The organism is Borrelia puertoricensis (assembly GCF_023035875.1).
GTDB lineage: Bacteria > Spirochaetota > Spirochaetia > Borreliales > Borreliaceae > Borrelia > Borrelia puertoricensis.
Map to the genome: position 1 here is coordinate 177,700 of NZ_CP075379.1, position 26,166 is coordinate 203,865.

26 protein-coding genes and 1 tRNA gene are annotated in these 26,166 nt (G+C 28.4%); 14 read left to right on the forward strand and 13 right to left on the reverse strand.

Annotated features, from left to right (window positions below; genetic code table 11):
* Positions 1-7: 7 nt before the first annotated feature.
* The 3 genes from rsmG to mnmE are packed head-to-tail and all read right to left on the reverse strand — an operon-like array spanning position 8 to position 3,893.
* A complete protein-coding gene (rsmG, locus tag bpuSUM_RS00860; protein ID WP_247065366.1) occupies positions 8-631 on the reverse strand; it encodes a 16S rRNA (guanine(527)-N(7))-methyltransferase RsmG in 624 nt (207 codons plus the stop codon).
* A complete protein-coding gene (gene mnmG, locus bpuSUM_RS00865; protein ID WP_247066216.1) occupies positions 628-2,490 on the reverse strand; it encodes a tRNA uridine-5-carboxymethylaminomethyl(34) synthesis enzyme MnmG in 1,863 nt (620 codons plus the stop codon). Before mnmG ends, rsmG begins: the two co-directional genes overlap by 4 nt.
* An 8-nt stretch (positions 2,491-2,498) precedes the next feature.
* Positions 2,499-3,893: a tRNA uridine-5-carboxymethylaminomethyl(34) synthesis GTPase MnmE gene (gene mnmE / locus bpuSUM_RS00870; RefSeq protein WP_247065367.1), complete on the reverse strand. Its 1,395-nt coding sequence runs from the start codon at positions 3,891-3,893 to the stop codon at positions 2,499-2,501.
* A gap of 135 nt (positions 3,894-4,028) precedes the next feature.
* On the opposite strand from mnmE, the gene bpuSUM_RS00875 reads away from it, so the two are divergent.
* The 5 genes from bpuSUM_RS00875 to csrA are packed head-to-tail and all read left to right on the forward strand — an operon-like array spanning position 4,029 to position 8,339.
* Entirely contained in the window at positions 4,029-4,523 is a 495-nt protein-coding gene (locus bpuSUM_RS00875) for a flagellar protein FlbF (protein ID WP_247065368.1), read from the forward strand.
* An 18-nt stretch (positions 4,524-4,541) separates the two neighbouring features.
* A complete protein-coding gene (gene flgK, locus bpuSUM_RS00880) occupies positions 4,542-6,425 on the forward strand; it encodes a flagellar hook-associated protein FlgK (RefSeq protein ID WP_247065369.1) in 1,884 nt (627 codons plus the stop codon).
* A 3-nt stretch (positions 6,426-6,428) separates the two neighbouring features.
* Positions 6,429-7,703 (forward strand): flagellar hook-associated protein 3, encoded by a 1,275-nt coding sequence (locus tag bpuSUM_RS00885; RefSeq protein ID WP_247065370.1) that lies wholly within the window; start codon positions 6,429-6,431, stop codon positions 7,701-7,703.
* A gap of 1 nt (position 7,704) precedes the next feature.
* Positions 7,705-8,100 carry a flagellar assembly protein FliW gene (fliW, locus tag bpuSUM_RS00890; protein ID WP_247065371.1) on the forward strand — a complete coding sequence of 132 codons (396 nt, stop codon included), beginning with the start codon at positions 7,705-7,707 and terminating at the stop codon, positions 8,098-8,100.
* A 2-nt stretch (positions 8,101-8,102) separates the two neighbouring features.
* On the forward strand, positions 8,103-8,339 hold the full coding sequence (gene csrA, locus bpuSUM_RS00895) for a carbon storage regulator CsrA (RefSeq protein ID WP_247065372.1): 237 nt from the start codon (positions 8,103-8,105) through the stop codon (positions 8,337-8,339).
* On the opposite strand, the gene tsaB is transcribed toward csrA, so the two are convergent.
* From tsaB to infC, 6 genes are all read right to left on the reverse strand, one after another.
* Complete coding sequence (gene tsaB / locus bpuSUM_RS00900) at positions 8,324-8,986, reverse strand: tRNA (adenosine(37)-N6)-threonylcarbamoyltransferase complex dimerization subunit type 1 TsaB (protein ID WP_247065373.1); 663 nt, start codon at positions 8,984-8,986, stop codon at positions 8,324-8,326. The genes csrA and tsaB overlap by 16 nt on opposite strands.
* On the reverse strand, positions 8,967-9,395 hold the full coding sequence (gene tsaE / locus bpuSUM_RS00905; RefSeq protein ID WP_247065374.1) for a tRNA (adenosine(37)-N6)-threonylcarbamoyltransferase complex ATPase subunit type 1 TsaE: 429 nt from the start codon (positions 9,393-9,395) through the stop codon (positions 8,967-8,969). Before tsaE ends, tsaB begins: the two co-directional genes overlap by 20 nt.
* Complete coding sequence (locus bpuSUM_RS00910) at positions 9,392-9,652, reverse strand: hypothetical protein (protein ID WP_247065375.1); 261 nt, start codon at positions 9,650-9,652, stop codon at positions 9,392-9,394. Before bpuSUM_RS00910 ends, tsaE begins: the two co-directional genes overlap by 4 nt.
* A gap of 203 nt (positions 9,653-9,855) precedes the next feature.
* Entirely contained in the window at positions 9,856-10,203 is a 348-nt protein-coding gene (rplT, locus tag bpuSUM_RS00915; protein WP_247065376.1) for a 50S ribosomal protein L20, read from the reverse strand.
* A 21-nt stretch (positions 10,204-10,224) separates the two neighbouring features.
* Positions 10,225-10,422: a 50S ribosomal protein L35 gene (rpmI, locus tag bpuSUM_RS00920; RefSeq protein ID WP_025375227.1), complete on the reverse strand. Its 198-nt coding sequence runs from the start codon at positions 10,420-10,422 to the stop codon at positions 10,225-10,227.
* Between the two features lie 17 nt (positions 10,423-10,439).
* Positions 10,440-10,994, reverse strand: coding sequence for a translation initiation factor IF-3 (infC, locus tag bpuSUM_RS00925; protein WP_247065377.1), 555 nt, complete (start codon positions 10,992-10,994; stop codon positions 10,440-10,442).
* A gap of 178 nt (positions 10,995-11,172) precedes the next feature.
* Between infC and bpuSUM_RS00930 the strand changes: the two genes are divergently transcribed.
* Complete coding sequence (locus tag bpuSUM_RS00930) at positions 11,173-11,835, forward strand: hypothetical protein (RefSeq protein WP_247065378.1); 663 nt, start codon at positions 11,173-11,175, stop codon at positions 11,833-11,835.
* Entirely contained in the window at positions 11,835-12,581 is a 747-nt protein-coding gene (locus bpuSUM_RS00935; RefSeq protein WP_247065379.1) for a hypothetical protein, read from the forward strand. Before bpuSUM_RS00930 ends, bpuSUM_RS00935 begins: the two co-directional genes overlap by 1 nt.
* A gap of 91 nt (positions 12,582-12,672) precedes the next feature.
* Here the strand turns inward: bpuSUM_RS00935 and bpuSUM_RS00940 are convergent, their stop codons facing one another.
* Positions 12,673-13,470, reverse strand: coding sequence for a TatD family hydrolase (locus bpuSUM_RS00940; protein ID WP_247065380.1), 798 nt, complete (start codon positions 13,468-13,470; stop codon positions 12,673-12,675).
* On the reverse strand, positions 13,467-14,609 hold the full coding sequence (locus tag bpuSUM_RS00945) for a tetratricopeptide repeat protein (RefSeq protein ID WP_247065381.1): 1,143 nt from the start codon (positions 14,607-14,609) through the stop codon (positions 13,467-13,469). The genes bpuSUM_RS00940 and bpuSUM_RS00945 overlap by 4 nt, the downstream gene beginning before the upstream one ends.
* Positions 14,610-14,907: 298 nt before the next feature.
* On the opposite strand from bpuSUM_RS00945, the gene prfA reads away from it, so the two are divergent.
* From prfA to bpuSUM_RS00965, 4 genes are read left to right on the forward strand one after another with little or no spacing between them, the layout of a single operon-like run.
* The gene (prfA, locus tag bpuSUM_RS00950; RefSeq protein ID WP_247065382.1) at positions 14,908-15,981 is read left to right on the forward strand and encodes a peptide chain release factor 1; all 1,074 of its coding nucleotides are present in this window, start codon (positions 14,908-14,910) and stop codon (positions 15,979-15,981) included.
* 9 nt (positions 15,982-15,990) lie between these two features.
* Positions 15,991-16,824 (forward strand): peptide chain release factor N(5)-glutamine methyltransferase, encoded by an 834-nt coding sequence (gene prmC / locus bpuSUM_RS00955; protein ID WP_247065383.1) that lies wholly within the window; start codon positions 15,991-15,993, stop codon positions 16,822-16,824.
* Positions 16,808-18,811 (forward strand): RelA/SpoT family protein, encoded by a 2,004-nt coding sequence (locus bpuSUM_RS00960; protein WP_247065384.1) that lies wholly within the window; start codon positions 16,808-16,810, stop codon positions 18,809-18,811. Before prmC ends, bpuSUM_RS00960 begins: the two co-directional genes overlap by 17 nt.
* On the forward strand, positions 18,801-21,044 hold the full coding sequence (locus bpuSUM_RS00965) for a hypothetical protein (RefSeq protein WP_247065385.1): 2,244 nt from the start codon (positions 18,801-18,803) through the stop codon (positions 21,042-21,044). The genes bpuSUM_RS00960 and bpuSUM_RS00965 overlap by 11 nt, the downstream gene beginning before the upstream one ends.
* Here the strand turns inward: bpuSUM_RS00965 and bpuSUM_RS00970 are convergent.
* Together bpuSUM_RS00970 and bpuSUM_RS00975 are read right to left on the reverse strand one after the other, a co-directional pair.
* Positions 21,041-22,138 carry a D-alanine--D-alanine ligase gene (locus bpuSUM_RS00970; RefSeq protein ID WP_247065386.1) on the reverse strand — a complete coding sequence of 366 codons (1,098 nt, stop codon included), beginning with the start codon at positions 22,136-22,138 and terminating at the stop codon, positions 21,041-21,043. The two genes, bpuSUM_RS00965 and bpuSUM_RS00970, sit on opposite strands and share 4 nt — an antisense overlap.
* A gap of 1 nt (position 22,139) precedes the next feature.
* Positions 22,140-23,654: a UDP-N-acetylmuramoyl-L-alanyl-D-glutamate--2,6-diaminopimelate ligase gene (locus bpuSUM_RS00975; RefSeq protein WP_247066218.1), complete on the reverse strand. Its 1,515-nt coding sequence runs from the start codon at positions 23,652-23,654 to the stop codon at positions 22,140-22,142.
* A 147-nt stretch (positions 23,655-23,801) separates the two neighbouring features.
* Between bpuSUM_RS00975 and bpuSUM_RS00980 the strand changes: the two genes are divergently transcribed.
* The 3 genes from bpuSUM_RS00980 (at position 23,802) to hflK (ending at position 26,166) form a co-directional block, all read left to right on the forward strand.
* Positions 23,802-23,874, forward strand: a tRNA-Cys gene (locus bpuSUM_RS00980).
* 92 nt (positions 23,875-23,966) lie between these two features.
* Complete coding sequence (locus bpuSUM_RS00985) at positions 23,967-25,208, forward strand: hemolysin family protein (RefSeq protein ID WP_247065387.1); 1,242 nt, start codon at positions 23,967-23,969, stop codon at positions 25,206-25,208.
* 25 nt (positions 25,209-25,233) lie between these two features.
* Positions 25,234-26,166 carry an FtsH protease activity modulator HflK gene (hflK, locus tag bpuSUM_RS00990; RefSeq protein WP_247065388.1) on the forward strand — a complete coding sequence of 311 codons (933 nt, stop codon included), beginning with the start codon at positions 25,234-25,236 and terminating at the stop codon, positions 26,164-26,166.

Consider the following 26,166-nt stretch of genomic DNA (forward strand, 5'->3'; position numbering starts at 1 on the left):
AAAATAACTACTTATAAAGCAAAAGAAAATTCCTCTCTTTATCATCACTCATTGTTGATGATCTTATTTCTATTTTGTTAAACAAGCATTCAATATGACTAATTTCAAACTTAATCTTATTTAATTTACCCTTATAAGCCATAATCAAACCCCCATCTTTCAAAATCAATTTCAAAATCCTTGCATATTCTCTTATATCTCTAAAAGCCCTGATTGTAATAAATTCGTATTTATTTTGCTCTTTATCAACATCACGTTCTAATACTTCAACATTGTCTAAACCAAGTTCTAAACTAATCATCCTTAAAAAAGTAGCTTTTTTATTGCTACGTTCAAGAAGAATATACTTTCTAAAGTTATCAAAAATAGCCAAAACAATCCCTGGAAATCCAGCTCCACTACCTACATCAAGTACTTGCCGTGGATTATTATCTTTGATAATAGGCAATCCCGCTACAGAATCTAGAACATGTAAAAGCACTGCATCAAAATTTCGATCATTATTTGACACCAAGTTAAACCTAGTATCAAATAATAAAACTTTGTCTATATAAAATCTTAATTTATCAATGCTTTTTGAAGTAAAAGGAACTCCTAAAATTTTCAAAGAAAGTTCAAAATCATTCATCATAAATCCAAATTAAGCACTACTTTATTTTTAGGACTTGAAAAATATACAAGTAAAACTTGAATATCCGTATTTCTAACACCAGAAATCCTACTTGCCTGAGCAAGATTAGCTGGCTGGATTTTAACAAATTTTTCCCTAGCCTCTCTGGATAAACCATCAATTTCATAATTGAAATCAAGGGGTAATTTAATAAGCTCAAGGTTATTCATTCTTCTAATTAAATCTCTTTGTCTATTAATGTATCCTTCATACTTAATATCTAATTCAACCTGTTCAAGAATCACTTTTGAAGCATTCAATTTAGGATCTATATTAATAAGATCACTTAAATTGATATACGGATCTTTTATAATATGATAAAAATCTTTACTAATATGTTTCTTTAACTGTAAAGTGCTAGCTTCTCTTTCCTTAAGACGCCTCTGCCTCAAAAGTTCCTTAATTTCTTCTACTTGCTTCTCCTTGAAAAAATATCTAGAATATTTTTCCTCACTAACCAGCCCAACTTCATATCCCCACTTAATCAACCTCTTATCACTAGTATCATGTCTTAAATTAAGCCTATGTTCAGCCCTTGAGGTAAACATTCTATAAGGTTCCTTAGTACCCTTAGTAACAAGATCATCAATAAGCACCCCAATATAAGAACTTGTTCTTGGCAGTATCATTGGATCCTTCCCCTGCAACTTAAGTGCTGCATTAATTCCAGCCATCAATCCTTGAGCTGCGGCTTCCTCATATCCTGATGATCCATTAGTTTGTCCTGCAACAAAAAGTCCCTTAACCCTTTTAGTCTCAAGACTTGCATATAATTCAATAGGATTAATATAATCATACTCAACAGCATATCCAGGTCTTGTAATAACTGCATTTTCAAGTCCATAAATACTATTGATCAATCTTTTTTGAACATCCTCGGGCAAAGATGAACTTAGACCATTAAGATACATCTCTTCAGTACTCAGCCCTTCAGGTTCAATAAATATTTGATGTTTATCTTTATCTTTGAATTTTACTATCTTGTCTTCAATTGAAGGACAATATCTTGGCCCATTCCCAATAATTTCACCGGAATAAAGCGGAGAGAGATGCATATTGTCACTAATTATTGCATGGGTTTTTTTATTTGTATAAGTAATGTAACAAGAGAGTTGAACTTTATCTATCTTAGTATTTGAAAAGGAAAAAGGAATGATATCAGAATCTCCAAATTGAATTTCTGTCTTTGCAAAATTTATACTCTTTCTATGAACCCTAGCAGGAGTACCTGTCTTAAGTCTACCCATCTCAAATCCAAGTTCAAGTAAAATTTTTTCAAGACCATAGGCAGCAGGTTCAGAAATTCTCCCCATACAAGCTCTATATTCACCAATAAATATTTTACCTCTAAGAAAAGTTCCGGTTGTAAGAACCACAACACGAGATGTAAATTTATTTCCCCTCTCTGTAACAACACCTTCGATTTTATTACTCATAGAATTAAGCAAAAAGTCACTAACGGTATCTTGAAAAAGATCAAGATTGGTTTGCCTTTCCAATGTTTCTTTTGCCTTAACCTGATACGCCAATTTATCAGCCTGAGCACGTGGTGCCTGAACAGCAGGCCCTCTGCTTTTATTTAAAATTCTAAATTGAATCATACTAAAGTCAATAAGGCATCCCATCTCTCCTCCAAGAGCATCAATTTCACGCACCATATTTCCCTTAGCAAGTCCACCAATAGCAGGATTACAAGAAAGTTTACCAATCGTATCTAAATTCTGAGTAATTAGAAGCGTCTTAAAATTTAATCTTGCAAGAGCTAAGGATGCTTCAATACCAGCATGTCCACCTCCAATCACAATAGCATCGAAATCCATATCTATATCTATTTTCCTAAACAAAAATTCTTAAACATATTGTCAAGTACATCTTCACTAGTAACCTCACCCGTTATTTCGCCTAAAAAATTAAGAACTTCATAAACATCAAATGCCAACATATCATAGCTTATACCTTTTTCTATCTTATTTAACAACTCAATAATTAAGGTATAAGCTTTTTTTAAAAGTTCTACTTGGCGACTTGATGATACGATAACATCATAATCATCAATATCAATATAATCAAAGCATGTCAATGACCTTATCTTATCATAAAGAGAATCTATGCCAAATAAAGTCTTAGTACTAATCTTTACTAAATTTGATGAATTTATATTATCCGAATTAAAAAATTCAACTGTTTGTTTATTTGATTCTAAATCCATCTTATTTAAAACAAAAATCACCTTAGAATGTCCCTTATAAGAATCAATAAATTTTAAATCGTCATTTGTTAATCTTGCACTCAAATCAATAACATAAAGCACTAAAGATGCTTCCTTAATTAAAGAATTACTTTTAACGATACCCAACTGTTCAACAAAATCACTAGTCTCTCTAAGTCCTGCTGTATCAAAAACATTAAATAAAATACCATCAAATTCAAAGCTTGCTTGAATGTAATCTCTTGTAGTGCCAGCATAAGAGGAAACTATAGCCCTATCTTCCTTTAGTAACAAATTAAAAAGAGAAGATTTGCCAACATTAACAGAACCGGCCAAAACTAATGCAATTCCATGATCAAGTTTCCTTGCAGTATTATAAGAATCAATCAATCTCTTAAGTTCATCTCTGCTTTTTGAAATAACCTCAAAAGGAATGGTAACCTCATATTCACTTGTTTCATAATCAAGATGAACACTAAGTGCTGAGAGAAAATTTAAAATATCTTTTTTGATCAAATCTATTTTAGTAAACAAAGAACCTGAAAGCTTGTTAACAGCAAGAGCATGGGTCTTATTAGTTTTAGCAGAAACTAACTCATTTACTGCCTCTGCTTTAGTAAGATCAAGTTTTCCAGCCAAAAAAGCACGAAGAGTAAATTCACCAGGCTCAGCCATTCTAAATCCCACTTTCAAAAAACAGCCTATAATTCTCTTTATACCAATAGGGGAGCCATGGGCCATAACCTCTATTGAATCTTGACCTGTAAAACTTTTTGGAGCTCTATAAAGACAAACAACAACTTCGTCCAATTTTTCACAAATTTCTCTATCTATTAAATACCCATAATGAATGGTATGACCAGACGCTTCAAGCAGTCGCTTAGGATCTGAAAATATTTTAGAAAATTTTTCAATTGAAGAAATCCCACTACTACGAATCACACACAAAGCACTACTAAGTAAAGGAGTAGCAAGTGCAACAATATCATCTTCTCTGTGAAAAAACTTGCTCATAGACTACAAAAATTATAACATAGCATAAATGGCAAAGACTAAAAATAAAAGAAAAAATTCAAAAATACAATTACATAAATAAATGACCTAAATTTGTAAATATTATGAATTTCACTTATAATTTACTTTATAAAGATGAAAACCAAATTAGAAACTGAACTGAAAAATACTTTACAAGAAGAAGTTCTTTTAGTAGAAGATATATATGATATGTACCTAAATATAAAAAGATATCTTGATGAAAAAAACGAAACGATGTTTAAAGAAGCAATAAATAAAACAAACATTTATCTTCACAAATTTAAAGATATAGAACAAAAGAGAGATGAGCTTTGGAAAAATTTTACAGCTCCTGAAAAATTTGAATCAACTTACAAGGCTATAGAAAAACTGTGTTCGGTTTATAAAAAAGAGATATATAATTATTTTCATCGATTAAAAATAGGGATATTGAATATCCAGAACTTAAATTACTTAATATCAAGCTACACAGAAACATCTCTTGGTATTTTAGATCTAATATTTAAAGACGCTCAAGAAAGCGTAGACAACATAACTTATAAAAATCCCTATGGACCAAAAAGCGGAAACTTAAATGAAGCATCCGTTTTAATAAACAAAAAACTTTAACTACTTAAGGAGTTTTAAATGGATTCAACATTTTCAGGAATAGAAATTGGGAAAAAAAGTTTATTTGCACACAAAGATGCTATGAACACAATTGGACATAATCTAACTAACACGTCAAAACCCGGATATTCAAGACAAAGAGTTATAATGAAAACTGAAATGCCAATTTATGCTCCTCAATTAAATAGAACAAACAAAGTTGGTCAACTAGGTCAAGGAATAATGGTTCAAACCATAGAACGAGTAAGAGACGACTTGCTTGATATAAAAATAGCTGAAGAATCACATAGACTTGGCTATTGGAGTTCAAAAGACAAATTTATCTCTCTGCTTGAAAATGTATATAATGAACCGGAAGAACAATCAATCAGAAAAAGATTAAATGATTTTTGGGACAGCTGGCAAGATTTATCAAAACAGCCCCAAGGACTAGCTGAAAGAAATATTATACTAGAACGCGGACAATCTTTTGCAGAAGTAGTAAACAGCAGATTTCATTCTCTTAAACGAATATACACAATGGCAAATGACGAAGTAAAAATCACTACTGAAGAGATAAATAACTACCTTAGGAATATCAGTAAGCTTAATAAGCAAATTGCAAAATCAATCGCCATGAAAGATCAGCCAAATGATTTAATGGATGAACGGGATTTAATAGTTGATAAACTAAGCAATTTAATCAGTATCTCCATAGAAAATAAGCGAGACCCTAATGAATTTTTAATTTATGTAGAAGGAAAACATCTAATTCAAGGTGCAATTGCAAATGAATTTATATTAGAAGCAGCCAATGGCCCTACAGGAACTAAATGGAATATTTTATGGAATAATGGAGAACCGGCTAATATTAATACGGGAAAATTAGGGGCTCTTATTAATGTAAGAGATAACGAAATTAAAAACGAAATTAATGAAATAGATAACATGGCAATTAATATCACAGAGCTTGTAAATGAAGTTCATGTGTCAGGACACGGCCTTGATCAAAAAAACGGAAGAATTTTCTTCGACCAAGAATACAAGCTAACCGATGAGCGTGGACGACATGACAGCAATGGAGATGGTCAATTTGATTCTGTTCATATATTTAAAATAAATAGTACAAATGAAATTTTTCCAGAAGAAAATCTAGGATTTTCAGGAATACTCAAATTTCAAGCAATCAATAAAAATGATTTTATAGAAATATCCTACAATACAACAGATACCGTCCAAGACGTAATAAATAAAATAAATAACTCCAACTCACAAGTCACTGCAAGAATTAATGCAGAAGGAAAATTTGAAATTAAGGCAATCAAAGAAGAAGAAAACGACAATGCTATTTTTAGAATTAGATATATTGAAGATTCTGGGATATTTTTAACAACTTACACAGGCATTTTAAATGCATCGGGAACTGAGGGTGCTTATAACTATCAAGACATTAATACTACCAACCAACTAATAAATACAGCTAGCTACTCAATAGCTCCTCTCAAAAATCCAGCTGCATGGCTTAAAGTATCTAGAGAAATTGCAGACGATCCATCAAAGATTGTATCGGGAATTAAAACTCCAACAAACAACGCTCCTATTGGAGACAATAAGGCAGCGTTACGTATTGCATCTTTTGTAAACTCACAAATCATGATTGGAAAGAATGCAACACTAAATGACTACTTCGCAAACACGGCTTCCAATATTGCAATCAAAGGACAAACAGCAGAAATTACAAAAAATAGTCAAGAACAAATACTTAAAAGTTTAACTGATTTAAGACTATCAATATCTGGTGTCAATAAAGATGAAGAATTAGCAAACATGATAGAATTTCAACAATCATTTATTGCCGCAAGCAAATTCATCACAGTTTCTGCAGAATTAATAGATACAATCATAAATAAAATGGGAGTATAATGTATGATAAACAGAGTAAGTCATCCTTTGACATATGATAACTTAAAGACATCTTCAACAGACAAAGAAGTAAAAATAACAAAACTTTTAGGCAGCCTATACCAAGGTGGAAAAAGAATTACAAATTTGCGAGACGATCCAACAGGTGTCACTCATGCAATAAGATTAGACAGTGATATATTTAAGCTTAATACCTATGTTAAAAATATCAACAGCGCCAAAGGAAAATTAAGATATATGGAAGGGTATTTACAATCCCTTGCAAATATTTTAACTCGTGCAAAAGAAATAACTGTCCAAGGTGCAAGCAGTACATACAAAGCTGATGATAAAAAGATAATAGCAAAAGAAATAAATGCAATACTTGAAGATGTCGTTGCAATAGCAAATGTAAAAGGATCAGATGGATATAGCATATTTGCAGGAACTAAAATTGATAATGAAGCATTTAAAGTAATTAGAGAAAACAGGATAAACAAACTAACTCAAGATAAAGCAGAAACTCAAATAGTAAGAATAGACTACAATGGAAACCAAACAGAACAAACAACTGAAATATATAATGAAATTTATATCCCAAATAACTATCCTGGAAGCGAAATATTTTTTTCTCACAATCATTACATAACATCATCAAAAAATGTTAATGGATTTATTGTCAAGGAAAACACAAAAATTTATATTGATAACATTGAAATAGTATTAACAGCAGGTGATACCGCTGCTGACATTATTGCCAAGATAAATGAATCATCTGCTCCTGTCGAAGCTAATCTTGATCGTATTTTAAATTCAATAGTCATACAAACAACAATACCTCACCAAATATGGATAACAGAAGAGAAAGGTTCAACAGTACTACAAGAGCTAGGTATTCTGACCCAAAATAATGATACCAAAGAACCTCCCTATAATATTGCAAACAATGCTGAGGTTAGAAATAAAACAATTTTTGATAGCTTAATTGAGTTAAGAGATAATCTAGAAGAAAATAGAGAAGAAATTATTGGAAGTAGAAGTTTAGCAGAAATCGATGCAAGTTTAAATAAAATTTTTGCAACATTAGCTGATCTTGGCACTAAAGAAAATAGGCTTGATAGAAGTTATGAAAGGATAACTAAAGAAATAATGGATATGAGAGATGATATGGTTAAATATACCGATCTTGATGTCACAAAAGCAATAACGGAACTTAACATGACAAGTTTAGCTTATCAAGTATCTTTAGGGGTTTCCGCAAGAATCATGCAAACAACATTATTAGATTTTCTAAAATAAAATGAAAAACGAAATTAGTATAAAATTTAACTTTCCTAAAGGAATACTGGGATTTGAAGAGATTAAAGAATTTATAATCAAAGATTCTGAACACAAACCTTTCTCTATAATGCAATCGATAAACGGAGAAATAAACTTTTTAGTAACATCGCCCTTTAATTTTTTAGAAAAATATTTGCCAAATATAGAGGAAGAAGATTGGTTAGATATCCAAACAGAAAATGAAGATGAAAAAGTCATACTATGTATAATTAACATGCATGTAAAAAACTATAGAAAAATAACGGCTAATTTAAAAGCTCCAATCATATTAAACAAAAAGAAATTAATTGGGAAACAAGCCATATCTACAAATGAAGAGCATTATCTTAGATATAGAGTCTTTAAGAAGGAATAAATATGCTAGTATTATCAAGAAAAGCAAACGAAAGCATAAAAATAGACTCTAACATTGAAATTTCAATATTAGAAATAAAAAAAGATAGCGTTAAAATAGCTATAAAAGCCCCTGAAAATATCAAAATACTTAGATCTGAAATTTATGACATCATCAAAGAAGAAAACAAAAAATCAATACTACAAGACAAGAATAATATACATAAAATTAAAAATTTATTTGATTATTTTAGTAAATAAGATTCAATTTCTGCATCACTAAGTCTTACATAAAAAGGTCCTGACAAAATATCATCTCCCTGTCTGTTTTTTAAATATTTAAACTTGCCAAGCTCCGTCAAAACCGAACCAAAAGAATCCATATCACTGATAATCTCAAACTTATTTTTAAGCTTTTCATAAATAAATTCAATACCATTACCCACAATAACAAATTTAAAGTCAAAACTATTTAAATATTCAAATAACTCTGATTCAGAAAAACAAAAAATTTTCCCGCAAAATTTAGAATTCTTATAACACCCAAGGAAATATTTACCTGCTGTAAAACTTAAAGTTAGCGTATCTGCGCTTGTATTAACCAATCTCGCAAAAACATCAAATGTAGGTACATTCACAAAAGGAATTGAGAGACCTAAAGAAAGCCCCTTAAGAAAACTTAAACTAATTCTCAAGCCTGTAAAAGAACCAGGACCAGAAGAATTAATAAGTAAATCAAGTTTATTTAGATCAATACCACATTCTAATACAAAATCATTAAATAATTTTGGAATACTAAGAGCATAATTAATCTTATCTTTACCCTTAATTAAAGAAAAGACCTCACCATTAATTTCAAAATGAACCAACAAAGCTTTATGTGAATATTCAATTGCAAGGGTATTCATTGCTAAATTCTAAAATCCTACTAGTATTTTTTATTTTAAATGTTAAAAACACCAACCTATTCTTTGGCAAAACATCAATAATTATCTCTGGCCACTCAATAGCTATTATAGCTGACATATCTAAGATAATCTCCATTCCACCAATAAGTTGAAACTCATCTAAAATATTCAAACGATACAAATCAATATGATAAAATTTAAAATCTACAAACTCATAAACATTAACAATATTATAAGTTGGACTTGTAAAGTAAGAAACGCCAAGATTTAAAGCCAAACCTTTTAAAAAGGTTGTCTTCCCAGCTCCCATATCACCACAAAGACCAAATATCTTACCAATAGGCAAGGGATTAAAAAAAGATTTAGAAAAGTTTATCATTTCCTTTTCTGTTTCAAAAGATAATGTCAAGGAAGCTCACCTTTTATATCAAGATCAATAACATGCCTCTTGATTGCAACCATCAAACTAAGAACAGGATAATTTAAAGGATCTATAAAATCAATAGTGATATGTTTCTCACCTAAAGGAGTTACTTCTATTGTAAACTTCACTTGCTTAGTCTCACTAAAACCCTTATATTCATAAAAAGCGTCAGCAAAATATACTCTTCTATAATATATAAGACTATCTTGCTTACTGATATTATCAAGAGAAATAAATTTCACAAATAATATTCCTTTAAATAAAATCCCGAGAAGCCAACATAGGAATATTTTCATTTAGCGCTATTTTCAAAGATGGGACTTTCATTTTTAACTTTTAATACGTCTATGCAACTATCCGTTAAAAAAATACTTAAATCCCCCAATTTAGTGAGATGTCGCAAAAAATAACTCTAATCCCTACAATTAAACTTCCCAGGAAGTTTTTAATTTTTTATTTCGTAAACAATTTTTTTAAAAGTTTCAATATCTTCAATTGCTAAATTAGATAAAATTTTTCTATTAAGTTTAATATTAGACTTTCTCAAACCTTCAAAAAACTTTGAATAGTTAATTCCCATACCAGTTAAAGCAGCAGAAATTCTCACAATCCATAAACTTCTAAAATCCCTCTTACGAGCCTTTCTATCTCTTGTAGCATACATCATGCCTTTACGAAGAGTATCTTTGGCTTTCTTATAATTACTTTTCTTAGTACCCCAAAAACCCTTGGTTTTCTTTAAGATCCTCTTTCGTCTTGCAACGTGAACTATCCCATTCTTAACTCTAGCCATATAATCTCCTTAAATCAATATTTAAGCATAAGGCAATAAGGTTTTGATTCTCTTAATCTCAAAACTTGAAACCAAACCTGACTTACCCAACTTCCTTCTTCTCTTTGAAGACTTTTTTGTCAAAATATGTCTTAAATTTTGCTTCTTATATTTAATTTTACCTTTTGAAGTAAAAGCATATCTTTTTTTTGCACTTTTACATGTTTTCATTTTTGACATTTACATCTCCTTAATCACTACTTCTTAGACTTAGGTGCAATAATTAAAAACATTGTTTTGCCCTCCATCTTAGCAGGGGACTCTAAAACATAATTAGACTCACCTACCCTCTCAAGAATACTCTCTAAAATTCCATAGCCCAAATGAGTATGAGCAAGTTCACGTCCTCTAAATCTTATAGTAACTTTTACTTTATTACCCTCTTTGAGAAATCCTAAAATATTTCTATACTTAAAATCAAGATCATGAGTATCTATCTTTGGCTGCATCCTAACTTCTTTAAGTTTAACTATTTTTTGATTTCTTTTTTGCTCTTTTTGACGCTTTTCCTGATGAAATTTATATTTCCCATAATCAATTATCTTGCAAACAGGTGGCACTGAATTTGGGGAAACCTCAACCAAATCAAGCTCAGCATCCCTAGCACACTTAATAGCATCTTCAATTGGCAAAACAGATTGAGTTCCATTATCAAAAATAACCCTAACCTCACGGGCCTTAATCTTATGATTAATTCTCAATTCTTTATCACCGGATCTTGATCTATCCTTACCGGAACTTCTATTTATCATTTAAAAATACTAACTCCTCAAACAGCATTAATCAATAACTAATTTTAATATACCTTCTCTAAAAAGTAAATTCGAACACATATCTCTTAAACACAATAATAAAAAGAATTTTTGAAAAATTATAAAAAGTAAAAATTTAATTGATTAATAAGTCATTTAAAAGTAAAATTTACCCATTATGAATATATTTTTACTAACAAGCCTACCTTTAGTTTTTAAACTATACATGATAATAAAACATCCTCAATTAAAGTTAATTAAGCAAAATTATATTCATGCAACATCAATATTATTTGCAATGACCATTTTTTCCCTACTATATTTGATAGAAGAATTCATATTATATAAAAGCTTGCTCATAAATTACCAAACAAAATTCAGTTTAGCATATTCAATATTTATTAAAGAACAAATATATTACTATGTTTTTCCATTATTTATATTCACATTTTTTTTTACATTCAATCCCAACTCATTGCTTAAAAAAAATCCAATATTTTTAATATATTTTGCATTTGGACTAATACTCTCTAAAAATCTAGCACTCATCATAACAAACAGTAAAGTTTTTGGCACATATGAGTATATTAAAATACCGCTTCTACATATATTAGAACTAATATTCACAGCAATTATATGCGAAAAAGGAATACGTCTTCATATAACACAAAACATAAATGGATATCAATTAATTTTTGTTCCTACCTTGATCTTAGAAGCAATTATAACATTTTTAAAAGTATTAATTTTAACTAACGCACAAATTTACGCTCTAATAACATTAATAATACTATTAGGAATCACAATCGTAAACAAGAAAGCCATTGGAACTGTAAAATAATGATACATACAATAAAGACTTTTATTATTGCAATTATTTTAATTCTAAATTTAAGTTGTAAAAACAATAAAATCACAGATAAAAATTTTAGTTATGTCATAATTTTTTCAGACGCCACAGAGTATTTTTTCAAAATTAAAAATTCTCCATTCATACAAGATAAAACACTCTTTATCAATGAAAAAAACATCGAAATTATTAAAGACAAACTAAATAATGTAAAAAAGATACTTTTAACACATAAATCAAACAATGAAATATTTAATATCAATAAAATTAAAAAAAAAACTTTTTATCTATCTAAAGTAAAATTTTCATTAAAAAAAGCAATAGATTTTATATTCAATAACCCCTCAATAGATTTAACAAACTCATTAATAATGAAAGACAACACACTAAATCAAACGGATTCAAAACACTTGGAAAAAAGTGCAAAAGAACAAAATATAAACATTACTACAATAAATGATAAAAATATTCTGTATTTAAAAAATTTGATTACTCCAAAAATAACAAAAGTGATCCTATTCTCAATGAAAAATAATCACGTTCTTTTAAAAAAATTATCAGAATCATCCTTTTTTAAAAAAATAGAATTTATATTGATTGGAAGTAATAAAAAAGATTTAAAAGAAATTAACACAAAATACATAATCAGCATGAATGAACTCGATTTGCTTGAAATAACAAAAAAAATTAATAAAGATTTTCAATACGAATTCAACATCTATGAAAAAACAATATAAATCTAATTATAAATTAACATACATTTAAGTGAATTGATAAGCAACAATTGACAAACAAAAAATATTAATTACTAATGAGAGAAAATAATTGTTAAATTAAATCATTAAATAAATCCTTAAAATTACCATACAACGCAGTTATAACGCTATCCACATCACAATTTTTAATTTTTGCAATCTCAAGACATGTATATCCTAAAAAACATGGAGCATTAATCTTGCCCCTTAAAGGAACTGGAGCCAAAAATGGACTGTCTGTTTCAATTAAAATATCTTCAATATTTAATTTCTTTAAAACTCCTCTTAAAGGCTCTGAATTTTTAAAAGTTAAATTACCTGCAAAAGATATCTTAAATCCAAAATCAAGAAATTTTTTAGCATACTCATAATTACCTGAATAACAATGCAATATGCCTCTACTTATAAAATTGGAAGATTTAATAATATTGTAAACATCATCATAAGCCTCTCTTACATGCAAAATGACGGGCTTTTTATATTTACTAGCCAAATCCAATTGAATATTTAAAGTTTCAATCTGCTCCCTTTTATTATCTCCTTTAAGGTAATCAAGTCCAATTTCACCAACAGCAACAACGTTTTCCTTTGCTAAAATACTCTCAATCAATTCAAAATCATCTCTTAAAGCCTTACTTAAAGGATGTATTCCAACTGTTAGTGAAATATTAGGATAAGCATCTAAAAGTTGCTTTCTCTCATAAAAATCACTAGGATACAATCCAATATCAAGAAAATAAGAAAATCCATTTTTAAAACATTCATTAATAAGATAATGAATATCAATAGAATTTTTCTTAAGTTCATTAAAATGAACGTGAGTATCTATCAACTTTTCTAAAAAAATAGATCTTTCAAAATTAAGATTCATGAATCCATCTTTTTTTTAAGGTTAGTAATGTAGTCAATGATAGTAACATTTTTCATTCCAAGTTGCAAGAAACTTGACAAAATATCTATAGCACTTTCAATCTGACCTAATGACTCATAACATTCAGCAGCATTTACATATAATATTGAGTTCTTAGGATTGGTTTTTATCAAATTTTTAATAGCTGACAATGCCTCTCCATACTGCCCCTGCTCCTTTTGAAGTAATGCAAGACCAAGTATAGCAAACATGTCAAAATCAACATCAAGAGCTTTTTTATAATAAATTTGTGAATTTTCATACTCTCTCAAGTACCGGTAAGTATCACCTACTCTTGTTAAAACCAGACTATTCTTTGGATCCTTATCTATTATTGTAAGCCAATATTTTAAGGCTTCATGATACTCTTTACTTCCTCTATAGCAATCAGCAAGTCCAAAAATAGCATAAAAATTATTAGGAGAAATTTCCAAAGCTCTTTTGAAAAAATAAATTCCCTTGCTAAATTCCTTTAATTTCCTATAACAATTTCCAATTGAAGTTAAAACACGAACATCAATCTTAACCTGATTTATTTCATACATCCTAAGCCAATATTTCAACGCTTCTTTATATTCCTTAAAGTCATAATATAGATGTCCAATACCAACAAGAGCATAATCATTATCAGGTACAAGTTCTAATACTCTTAAGTACGATTGCCTAGATTTTTGAAAATTTTTTAATTTCCTATAAGAAGAAGCAACTCTTGTAAGAACCGTAATATTTTCAGGATCATATTTCAAATATTCTTCCCATACATCTGTAGCCTTCTTATAATCACCCAAACTTCTATAACAATCTCCCAATCCAAAAAGTGCATAATTATTATTTGAATGTTTAGCAAGGCATTTTTGATAATAAATTATAGCTTTATCAAAATTTCGCTTCTTCCTTTCAATGTCTCCAAGTCCAACAAGAGCATAATTATTATTATAATCCTTTTGTAAGATATCATTAAACAATGCCTCTGCTTCAGGAAGTCTCTCTTCCTTTATCAACTGATATCCCCTTTTGGATTTTTCAGTAATATCAAGAAGCTCATTATCAGAAATTTGCGAGATATCCCCAAACTCACCTAAAAGTTTCTTGTCTAACATAAATACCCCTTCTTAACTGGTTTATTAAAGACATAACATTCACTTCATATATGCTATTTAAAAAAACATATAAGATCATAATTTATATATAAAAATATCAAGATATTAATAAATCTTTAATATCCAATCTCAATAAACATATTATATAAAAAATTAAAAAAATATACTTAAATTCGTAAACTTAAACTTATTTATTTAAATCGTATATAAAGCCTATAAAATAAAATTCATGACCAATTATAACAAAAAAACTCAAAAGTAGTATAAAATAATACTACTTTATTAGGAGAAAATTAAGATGTTTTTAGAAAAATTAAATCCCATCGAAAGCAAAATAAAAATACTTGAAGAAAAATTACAAGATACCAATTTAATTAAAAACCAAAAAGAATATGCAAAAGTAATAAAAGAATATAACTATTTAGAAAAAATCAAAGAAAAAAAAGATGAATATGAAAACATAATAAGCCAAATCGATGTGAATCAAAAAATTTTGTCCGAAGAAGAAAATTTAGAAATGAAAGAATTAATAAAACAAGAATTAGCTCATCTAAATCTCAAAAAAGACGAAGTTGAAAATACAATCAAAATATTACTCTTGAACCAAGATGAAAATGACAGTAAAAATACAATTATTGAAATTAGAGCTGGAACAGGGGGAGAAGAAGCTGCACTTTTTGCACATAATCTTTACGAAATGTACATAAAATATTCTGAGAAAAAAAAATGGAAAACAGAGCTTATTAACTTTAATGAAACAGAACTTGGTGGATTTAAAGAAGTAAGTTTTGAAATAAAAGGTAAAGAGGTATTTAAAAAATTGAAACATGAAAGCGGGGTACACAGGGTGCAAAGAGTTCCTATAACAGAATCCAATGGAAGACTTCAAACCTCAGCAGCAACCGTTGCTGTACTACCTGAAGTTGAAGAAACCGACATTGAAATCAACGAAAAAGATTTAAGAATAGATGTTTACAGATCTTCTGGTGCTGGAGGACAACATGTAAACACAACAGACTCTGCCGTTAGAATTACACATTTGCCTACAGGAATTGTAGTACAATGTCAAAATGAAAGAAGTCAGCACAAAAACAAAGATCAGGCTATGAAAATATTAAGAGCAAGGCTTTATAAATTTGAAGACCTCAAAAAACAAGAACAACGCTCAAATGACAGAAAGCAACAAGTAGGTTCAGGCGATAGATCTGAAAGAATTAGAACATACAATTTTCCACAAAATAGAGTAACAGAACATAGAGCAAATATTAGTCTTTATAAACTAGAAGACATTATGCAGGGAGAACTTGATCTTCTTCTCGACACACTAGCCCTAAAATTACAAGAACAAGCACTAAAAGATAACTCATTATAATTTATTTCAATGACAATAAACGAAGCAATAAAAAATTCAAAACAATATAATTTAAATACTCTTGAGATTTTATTACTACTTGAAAAAATCTTAAAGAGTAGAAAAGAATTAATTCTTGCAAATATAAATAAAAATTTAACAAAACAAGAAAAACATAAATTATTGTGTCAAATAAACAGAATAAGATCAGGCACACCCATAAACTATATACTTAAAACAAAAGAATTTATGGGTATTGAGTTCTATATAAACAAACATGTACTAATTCCTAGAGAAGATACAGAATGTTTAGTAGAAGAAGCTTTAATTCAAATTAAAAAGCACAACTTAAATAAAATTTTAGATTTATGTTGCGGAAGTGGATGCATTGGCTTAACAATTGCACATTATATTAAGTGCAAAGTAACACTATCGGATATTTCAAATAAAGCATTAAAAGTATCATTAAAAAACACACAAAAACTAAAATTAGAAAATTATATAGAAATACAACATTCAGATCTGTTAAAATACATAAGTAAAGAGTTTGAGCTAATAATCACAAATCCTCCTTATTTAAATAAAGATGAACTAAAAACAAAGGAAAAATTAACAAAAGAACCAAGAGCGGCTCTTTTAGGGTTTGGAAAAGACGGGCTTGAAATTCCAAAAAAAATAATAAGACAGGCAAAACACAAGCTTACCAAAAATGGACTCTTAATAATAGAAATGGCTCCTTGGCAAACAAACCCTTTAAAAAATTTTGCAATCCAGAAAGGGTTTGAGTATTTAAAAACTATATATGACATTGAAAGCAGAGAAAGAGCATTGGTCTTAAGGATAAAGAATGATACAAGTCTATGAAATTGCATACTTACTTAAAATAAATGATATTGATAAACTAAAAAACATTTTTAGAAAAACTGTCAATAATATCTATCAAGATGAGATTCAAAAAAAATTAATATTTAAAGCTCTTGAAATATCAGAACAATTACACTATGGACAATATAGAGAAAGTAAAGAACCATATGTCATACATCCAATAATGGTTTCACTATTTCTTATAAAATTTCAACTAGACTTTAAAACAATAATAGCTGGGCTACTACACGATGTTCTTGAAGACACAAGTGTTAAAAAGGAAGAAATAATTAAAGAATTTGATCAAGAAATTTTAAGTCTAATTGATGGGGTAACCAAAATTCACGACCTACACAATAAAACAAGAGCAATCAAAGAAGCAAATACCATTTCAAAAATGTTTTTTGCAATGACTCATGATATTAGAATAATAATCATCAAGCTTGCAGACAAATTACATAATATGGCAACTCTTTCTCACTTACCTAAAAATAGGAGGGAGAGAATTGCAAAAGACTGTCTTGCTACTTATGTACCAATTGCAGAAAGACTTGGTATCTCATCACTTAAAATATATCTTGAAGATTTATCATTAAAATATCTTCATCCAAAAGAATATAAAGAAATCAAAAATTTTTTATCCGCAACAAAAATAGAAAGAGAAAAAAAATTATATAAGGGAAAACTAATAATAGAGAAAGAACTTAAAAAAATTGGCATCGATGTCACAATCACAGTACGTTCAAAACACTTTTACTCAATATTTAGAAAAATGAAAACAAGAAATAATAATATTTCTCAAATCTTTGATACCCTGGGAATAAGAATAATTTGTAAACAACAAAAAGAATGCTATGAAATACTAGAAATTGTACATAAAGTTTGGAAACCAATACCTGGAAGACTAAAAGATTACATAGCAATCCCTAAAGAAAACAAATACCAATCTCTACATACCACTGTAAGAATACCTGAAGATAATCAATTGATAGAAATACAAATTAGAACAGAAGAAATGGATAAAATTGCTAAATATGGTGTTGCTGCTCACTGGCTTTACAAAGAACAAGTCGAATTAAAGGCTGATGATATATCATTTATCAACCGAATCAAAAAATGGCAACAAGAATCGGTTAACAAAAATCAATACTCAATGCATGACATACACAAAGAACTTTTAAACACATTTATATATGTCTATACACCAGAAGGAGAAATAGTAGAACTTCCATTTGGCTCAAACTCAATTGACTTCGCATACACAATACATACAGATATTGGGGATCAAGCACTTTATGCAAAAATTAATGGTAAAATTAGCTCACTAACCAAACCATTAAAAAATGAACAAATTGTTGAAATATTTACCTCTCCAGAGGCAAAACCTGATGTAATTTGGCTTAACAGTGTTAGAACAAAAAAAGCACGCTCAAAAATTAGATCTTGGCTTAACAAAAATGACAATACAATATTTGTAGATAATAACATAATTGCATACCTTATTGGAGAAAATAAGGAACAAAAAAGACTCTTCAGCTTGTTTAAAGCTCTAACGAAATCCAAAATAAAAAGTATTACAATAGCCTCTGATTGTAACCCACTAACAGGTGAAGATATCATTGGGATAATACAAAAAGATACAATAGTAGTTCACAAAGAACATTGTAGAGAAATTGCACATCAGAAAAAAAGCCACCTTGTAGAAGTAGAATGGGAAGCAACACCAACAAGGAAAGTATATCATATCATAATATTCTTAAAAAATTTAAAAGATCTTTTTAATTATTTAGATAATCTTTTTACAACTTTCGACGTAAGACTTATTAGTGAAAAAATAGAAGACTGCGGAAATGGACATGGAATAATTAACATAATTATCTCATCAAATGCAAAAAACGTATCAATGATTTTTACTTCACTTAAAGAAAATCCTAACGTTCTCCAAATAATGCAAGTAGAAGAAGACATAAAAAATTATGATAATTAAGACATTACTCTTAATCCTAATACAAACATTTATTTTACATAAAATAATAAACGCAGACGAAATAGAACAATGTGGCAAACAAATAAGAAAACATATCACAAAAATTAATGAACTAAACAGATCTTTAGAAAAGATAAAACGAATAGAAAATACCTATGATTACATAAAAAAATATTTTCTAGAAAATAAGATTTACCACAAAGAACACTCACTCCAAGAAATTGGATTTATTGGATACTCCCAAAAAACAATTCACGTGAAAATAAAAGGCACAGAAAAAATTAACTATAATATCATTGTCCCAATAGAAGCACAATATGCTCTAAAAAACAACTTAGCAATTGCTATTGTAATAACACTAATAAATAATTTCAAGAACAAAGAGATAAAGAATAACCTAAACATTTATTTTATAGAAGACGACTCACATAAACAAATATCAACAATAAGCAGTAGATTGTTATTAAATAATAATGCACTTGACAAAAATATAAACACAATATATTTGATGCTAAATGAAGACAAAGAAAATAACCTAATAGAGTTTAAAAATCAATCAAACATAATAAATTCAAAAACAAGTCTAAGTTTTTTAGAAAATTTTATAAAAACATTTGAAAATAATAAAGTAAACTTTAACGTATCAAAAATAAATGACAAACATATCAATGGAATATACAATTTGTATTTAAAAGAAGAAATTCCAATTTTAATAATAAGCAACAATAAAGAATACTCACTCTTAAAACATGTAAAAAATAATAATCTTTGTGACATTTATAAATCAATTGAAGAGACAGTCAAAACTAAAAAAAATAATCAAAGTGAAAATGAACTACACTATATCATTATAAATATGCCATTTAAAAAGTGGATAATCAATGAAAATACACTTATTATAATAATATATGCTATTTGCAATTTCATTATATTAGTGTTCATTACAAAATTTAAAAAAACTAGTATCATACTTAGAAAAACGAAAGAAAATTACCATAAAATCATAAAACTATTTTTCATATTATTCCTAAGTACATATATCTCTACTCTAATCACAAATAAAATGTTAACAGCATATGAAAATTTCATAGACTATAAGATTATAAATCCAATATATCTAGTAAATTTTTTTCTAACATTATTTAACTTCAATCTTATATCTTATTTCACATATAACTTTAAAATACATTTAAGCCTTAAAGAACTTAAATATTTAGCAATATCAATCTCTATAATTGAACTTATCATAATGTTATATATCAAAATAGAATTTATTTTAATCATAATTTTAAAAAATATACTAATATTAAGCATTCCTAACAAGACAAAAATTCTAAAAAAGATAGTAATAATGCTTATTTGGATAACAAATCTCATACTAATAACGTCAATACAAACAACCTTAATGACGACAAAACCAGTTGCACTAAGCTATTTCATATCAATTTCACTTTTCTCTGCAATACTTACCAACATCGTAGAACATTTAAAATATAAAACTGAGACAATAAGACAAGAATTTACAAAATTTGAAAAGATTGAATCTATCATTTTTTTTCTAATAAGCGCCATTACCATAATATCACACGATATAGAAAAAATTTCAACAATAAAAATAGATCAAATAATAAGCTTTCCAGAAAAAACTAACAAAATTAGAGTAGAATACCTACAAGACAACAGAAATACAATTCAAATTTCAACAAAAGATTTTAATTTAAGCTTAGAAAAAAATAAAAAATACACAGAAAAGGAAATTCAAACACAAGAAAACTTAATAGATTTATTTTTTCAAAAAATAGATATAGCTGAGAGAACTATCTATGACATTAAAATTACCACAAATAAGGTTACAAAACAAATTAATCTATTTTTAAAAAATGCATCTGAACTTATCATATACCAAAGCAATACACCATATAAAATAGCATCCAACAATATAATATTTACAATAAACAATATTAAATCAAATACAACAAATATAACTTTTACGGTTAAATCTCAAGAAAAAATTAAATATGATGTTTTTGCTTACTCTGACATCAATAAAAACTACGTCAAAATATACGATCAAAAAACCAAAAAAGAAGTTAAAAACATTAATATAGACTATTCATACACAATAAAGTATTCTGGAATACTTCCAAAATCTGCAAAATACAATCAAAATCCCTTTTTTAAACTTCAAAATGACAAAGAAATTGAAAATTTAAAAAATTTGAAACTAAATTAGTTTTCCAGACGGTTAAAATCAATCCTCTCCTTCCTCTTTGCATAACTTTGAAAAGCTAAAGCTATCAATTTATCAATCAAAGCTCCATAATCAAGACCATCATGTTCACACATCTTAGAAAACATAGAAATATCTGTAAATCCTGGAATTGTATTTATTTCATTAACATAAACTAAGTCAGTATCTTTTTCTATCAAAAAATCAATCCTTGCCATACCCCTAAGCTCCAAACATTTATAAGTAAAAAATGCATATTCTTTAATGTCTAACAAATGTTTGGTATCAAGATGAGCAGGAATATTAAAGACAACTGAGTTACCAGGAGCAGTGGAATATTTAGCATCATAATCATAAAATACAAAATCCCGTATAATAATTTCACCAGGAGTAAATATTTTAATCTGCTCATTTCCAATAACAGCACATTCAATCTCCTTTGCCTTCATAAACTTCTCTATAACAACTGTTAAATCATATACAAAAGCCTCTTCAATACATTTTTCAATCTGAGTATCATTATATGCAATACTTATTCCAATTGAAGAACCTAGCATAGCTGGTTTAACAATGACAGGATAATCTAAACTTTGCTTTATGTCTTTTTTGATGCCCTCTTTATCTAAAAGATAATCATATTTCTTAAACCCAATAAAGGGCACTAAAGGAATATTAAAACTTTTAAGCAAAAGCTTACAGAAATACTTATTAATAGAAATAGCACTTCCTAAAATTCCAGAACCAACACAAGGAATATCCATAATTTTTAAAAATCCCTGAATAGCACCATCTTCACCTGTTCTCCCATGAACAATAGGAAACACAACATCAATTTTAAGATCCTTATTATTCATAAATATTCCATAACCAGGAATTAAACTAATAATAGCAGAACTATCTTTTTTAATTAATTTAGGATCATCGGGAACAGAATCTAATAAGTACCAAATCCCAGTAATTTTATCAATAAAACTTGGAAACACATTATATTTATCAAGCTTCATAAGAGCTGAATAAATTCCACAAGCAGATCTAAGAGAAATTTCATGCTCGAAAGAAACTCCTCCAAATATTAACATAAGATTTTTTTTCATCAAATCAACTCCTATTTCTCGAAATTATATCTTTAACAACAGCTTGCTCATCCCAAAATATACTTCGATCTTTATATATTATTGAGTTTTCATGCCCCTTTCCAAGAGTAACCACCAAATCGTCAGTATGTGCAATATTTATTGCCTTTTCAATTGCACTTTTTCGATCAGGAATAAAAAATAAATCTTTATTTAAAGTCTTTCCTGAAATTCCTTCCGCAATATCTCCAATTATTTGCATACTATCCTCACCTCTTGGATCTTCATCACAAAGTATTATTATATCTGAATATCTATCTGCTATTTCTCCTTGCAACTTTCTCTTAAGAAGATCTCTCTCTCCAGCAGAACCAAAAACAGAAATCAATCTATTTTTTGAAAGTCTTTTAAAGACAGGAAAAATTTTAAGAAAAGCTCCGGGTGTATGCGCATAATCAATAATTAAAGAAAAATCCTGCCCAAAATCAACACTTTGCATTCGTCCAAAAAGACCCTCAATATTTACAAGCTTATCAATAAGTTCTGACACATCAACGTTAATAACTTGACTAACAACAATTAAAGCAGCCATAACATTTTCAACATTGAAACTGCCAGTCAAATTAACTCTAGCATCATATTTAACATTCTTATGATAAAACTCAAATTCAGTAAAACCCATTTGTTCATTAATCTTACTTACAAAAAAATCAGCATTTTTATTCTCTAAACTATACGTATAAGCCCTATTAATAGTATCTAAAAAGGTAGAAAAATTTTTATCATCCATATTGACAATACCAAAACCACCATTCGCATCTGCAGAAGAGAAAAGATTAAGTTTAGCATCTAAATAATGCTGCATAGTACCATGAAATTCAAGATGTTCATGACTAACATTAGTTAAAACAGCAACAGAGTACGCAATATCAATTAGTCTTGATGTTCTAACATCAAGGCCATGCGAAGTCGATTCAACAATAGCATATTCAACATTATTTTTTACCATTTTACTAAGAACTAAATGAATTTCTGTTGACTCTGGAGTCGACTGCCTATAAGGATTCTTAACTAGAGTTCCACTTCCATCTTCAAAGAATACCGTTGAAATAAAACCAACTTTCACACCCATAGATTTTAATAGAGTATAGATATAAAAACAAACAGAACTTTTACCATCAGTTCCTGTAACGCCAATAATCTTAAGATTTTTTGAAGGTTCATTATAAAAAATATGAGCAAATCTTGACATAAATTTTTTTATATTACAAGAATCAATTTTAATATATGTCACATTGGGATCATAAAAATCAATATCATTAGTATGCACAATAACATTACTACCTCGTTCAATTGCCGAATTGATAAATTTTTGACCATCAAAATGAAGTCCTGGAAGAGCAAAAAATACAAAATGAGATAAAACACATCTTGAATCATATGTAAGACCCAAAATTTCTACTTCACAGGACCCTTTAATTTCCTTTACAAAATCCTTATCTAACTTAGATAAAACATTATTAAGCATTTTTTTATTCATATTCATAAATATTACAAAAATAAAAATTATTTTTATAGAAAAACATATAAAGAAAATATTTAAAAAAGTTCAATCACAATAATTCAATCATAAAAGATACTGTTTACAATTTAAATATTTTTTAATAAACTAACTAATGTTCAAAATGGCGCCGTACCCAAGTGGCTAAGGGAGAAGTCTGCAAAACTTTGATTCGCCGGTTCGATTCCGGTCGGCGCCTTGTAATCCTTAAGTAAAAAGCCAATGCAATTTTTTTTACAAAGACAAATAAAACTAAAGAAAATGCTTTGAAGATAAATTAAAATAATACTTATGTTAGAATTAACAATTATATTAATATTCATAATATTATCGGCAATTTTTTCAGCATCAGAGACAGCCTACACATCATTAAGCCTAATTCAACTCCAAGACATAAAGAAAAAAGGCAAATTAGGAATAATAGTATACAACTTAGCACAAAATCCATCAAAGCTTGTAACGACAATTCTAATTGGGAATAATATTGCCAACATAACAGCAAGCGCCCTTACAACAAAATTGGTCCTCGACAAATATGGAAACAATGCACTTGCTTTATCAACTGGAATCATAACAATAATAGTGCTTATATGCTCAGAAATATTCCCTAAACAGATTGCAATTCTAAATAATGAGAGCATAGTTTTATCAACCTCAATCTTACTCAAAATATTAACAATCTTATTCACACCAGCAATATATGTAATTAATGGAATAGTTAAAATTTTACTAAGTCTATGTAAAATAAAAGCAAGTCAAAAAATGACTAAAGATAGCATTAAAAACATGTTATTTTTGGCCGAAAAATTAGGAATTTTAGAAAATGATGACAGAATATTCATGCAAAAAATGCTAAACATAGGAGAAGTTAGGGCTTCTGAGATTATGACACACCGAACAGAAGTATTCTCACTCTCAAGCACATCACAATTAAAAGATAAGATCAAACTAATTAAAAAAGAAGGATATTCCAGAATTCCTGTATATAAAGGCCAAAATAGAGAACAAATAATAGGAATTTTAATAACTAAAGACCTAATTGAAATAAGTAAAAAAAAACTTGAACAAAACATTATTAAATTTGTAAAACCTGCCGTTTTTGTACAACAAAACAAAAGGATAAAAGATATACTAGATATCATGAGACAAAAACAAAAAATAATGGCCATCGTTATCGACGAGTATGGAGGATTTGCAGGAATACTTACAATAGAAGACATAGTAGAGAAAATCTTTGGTGCAATATTTGATGAATATGATTTTGAAGAACAGAAACAACTAATTACTAAAAAAAATGAAAATATCTACCTAATATCGGGCGAGACTACATTTGATGAGATTGAAGAAACAATTGGAATAAAAATTCAACACAAAGATTATATAAACACAATTGGAGGATACATAATGGATTTACTTGATAAAATACCCACGGGAGGAGAACAGGTTAGCACAGAACATGGAAAATATTTAATAGAGGAAATCCAGAATCATAAAATAAAAAAAATAACATTTACAAAACTTGAAAAGGAGTAAAAATGTATAACAAAAAGGAGACAAAATGTTAAATGATATCTTAAAATTTTTCAACAAAACATATGAATATATGATAATTCTAATTGTATTAGTAATCGCATTACTAATAACCATTGCAAATATTTTTGTGGTGGGACCATCTGATGAAGCTATAGTTCTTCGTCTTGGCAAGTTAAATAGAATACTCGAACCAGGCATACATATAAAAATTCCATTAATTGAAGAAAAATTAATTGTACCAGTAAAGATCGTACAAGAAGTTAAATTTGGTTTTAATACAAATAATAACACAGGACTTAACTTGAACGAAGATGACGGAATCATTATTACTGGTGACTTAAATATAATTAAGGTTGAATGGTTAGTACAATATAAAATCAGTGATCCATATTCTTTTATGTTCAAAGTAGAAGATCCTGCAAAAACTATAACAGACATTGCAAAATCATCAATGAACAGATTAATTGGGGACAATACTATTTTTGAAATAATTAATGATAATAGAGTTGGTGTCACAGAAGGAGTAAAAGCCTCTATGAATGAAATCATAAAAACATATGATTTAGGAATTGATATTGTTCAAGTACAAATCCGAAATGCTATGCCACCAAAAGGAAAAGTTTATGAGGCATTTGAAGATGTTAATATCGCAATTCAGGATAAAAATAAATTCATTAACGAGGGAAGAAAAAAATTCAATCAAATAATCCCAAAAATCAGAGGAGAAGCCCTCAAACTGATAGAAGAAGCCAAGGGATATAAGGAAAACAGAATAAATACCGCATTAGCTGAGACCGCCATTTTTAATGCAATCCTAAATGCATACATTAAAGATCCAGAAATTACAAGAGAGAGAATCTACAACGAAGCAATGAAGGAAATCCTTGAGAGTAAAGACAACATTGAAATAATTGACAAAAACTTAAATAATTTTCTCCCATTTAAGGAGGTTAAATAA